This window comes from Dialister sp., assembly GCF_051885895.1.
In the GTDB taxonomy this organism is placed as follows: domain Bacteria; phylum Bacillota; class Negativicutes; order Veillonellales; family Dialisteraceae; genus Dialister.
This window is the reverse complement of sequence record NZ_JBJEXP010000089.1, coordinates 5,278-6,588: the sequence shown is the minus strand read 5'-3', so window position 1 is coordinate 6,588 and position 1,311 is coordinate 5,278. Positions and strand designations below refer to the sequence as shown.

The window sequence follows — 1,311 nt, the reverse complement described above, 5'->3', positions numbered from 1 at the left end:
TGTGCCCTGGATGCAGGCATTTCTTTGAAAGGGATGACTGGGAGGACGATTGATTTCTCTCTGGCTTTCAAAATATGAGACCGCATTTCGCGGTCTTTTTTGCTGTTTTTAAGAAGTCCGGAGATACCATGTGTTGCAGGTATGGCCAGGCCTATCTGCCCGGCAGCCGTTTTACTTCTTCCGACCGGAATGGTAAAATGTATGCAGGATTGGAACTGTCTCTAAAGAAATCCGGAGTATGCAGCCCGGACATTCTATAAAAGCACTAAAGCCTCTCCGGACTGTATCTGTGAAGGAGCATAACAGGCATCACCGTGCAGCCGGAGAAACAGCATAAAACCGTGTCACCTACGGGCTTATCCGGATTTTGCCCGTAATCCATATGAATACGAATGGAAAAGCATCACCGCCGCAGAGATTCTTTCTGCCGGCCGAGTTATGAATGCATGGTCCGGTAAAGGAGGTAAAAGAATGGATAAGAAAAAAATAATCTGTGTCCCGGACGAGATCTGGAAATGTCCAATGCTTCACCGGGAAATTCCCGAAGGGCTGTGTGTTGATATCTATGAGGCCATGTACGGAGGCCTGAAGAAGAGCGCGGTCCCGGAAGTCAAAGATTGGGAAAAAGCCAGTAAAATGTGCCCTGAATGTCCCTATTATTTTGAAAAAAGCTAGATGGATGAGAGGGGCAGCCGCCTGCTCAGATCGTTTTTCCCGAGCAAAATATAAGTGATCCTGTCCCCAAAACAGTAAAAAAGAATACCCCGTTCTGCCCGATAAAAGGAATCCATATTCAAGCAGGAAGGAAAGCCGGTTCTTTACCGGCAGCTTTCCGTTCAGGCTCTCAGGTCTGTCAGATAAGGAGGACAATGATGAAAAAACACAGAGGTACGGAAAAGGGTCCGGCCTGGTGCTGTGAAGGCGGCGCCACAGACAATACCAATATTATCTACTGCTCTCACTGCAAAGGGTGTCTTTGGGCTGCTAAAGGGGGAAAAGGATACCAGAAGGGCCTGTGCGAGTTCTACCCGAAAATGAAACCTGCCCCGGTTATGTTCGAAGGAGCAGATTGCCCTTATTATGAAGTGGGTTCCTTCGACGGAGGACCGGAAGAGGAAACCGAAAACAGTTCTACATAGACCGCAGCAGCGGTCACAAGGGCGGCCGGTCGAATAAGAGCAAAAAAATACAGGGGCAGCCCTGAATACGGCAGTCCTGGAGAAAGATCTTCCCGCCACTGATAATGACCTGTCATGAGATAACTGCCGATGCCATTAAGCAGGAGGAAAAGATGAAAGAAAACGATGAAGA

2 protein-coding genes are annotated in these 1,311 nt (G+C 48.3%); both read left to right on the top strand.

The genetic code is table 11. The annotated features are described in order from the left end of the window. Positions 1–471: 471 nt before the first annotated feature. Complete coding sequence (locus ACI4N7_RS07920; protein WP_439732816.1) at positions 472–675, top strand: hypothetical protein; 204 nt, start codon at positions 472–474, stop codon at positions 673–675. Positions 676–872: 197 nt separating this feature from the next. Beyond that, positions 873–1,139 carry a hypothetical protein gene (locus ACI4N7_RS07915; RefSeq protein ID WP_439732815.1) on the top strand — a complete coding sequence of 89 codons (267 nt, stop codon included), beginning with the start codon at positions 873–875 and terminating at the stop codon, positions 1,137–1,139. The last annotated feature ends 172 nt before the right edge of the window (positions 1,140–1,311 follow it).

Excerpts from the sequence above, each read along its gene's own strand:
- ACI4N7_RS07920 (WP_439732816.1), top strand. The coding sequence starts at position 472 with ATGGATAAGAAAAAAATAATCTGTGTCCCGGACGAGATCTGGAAATGT.
- ACI4N7_RS07915 (WP_439732815.1), top strand. The coding sequence starts at position 873 with ATGAAAAAACACAGAGGTACGGAAAAGGGTCCGGCCTGGTGCTGTGAA.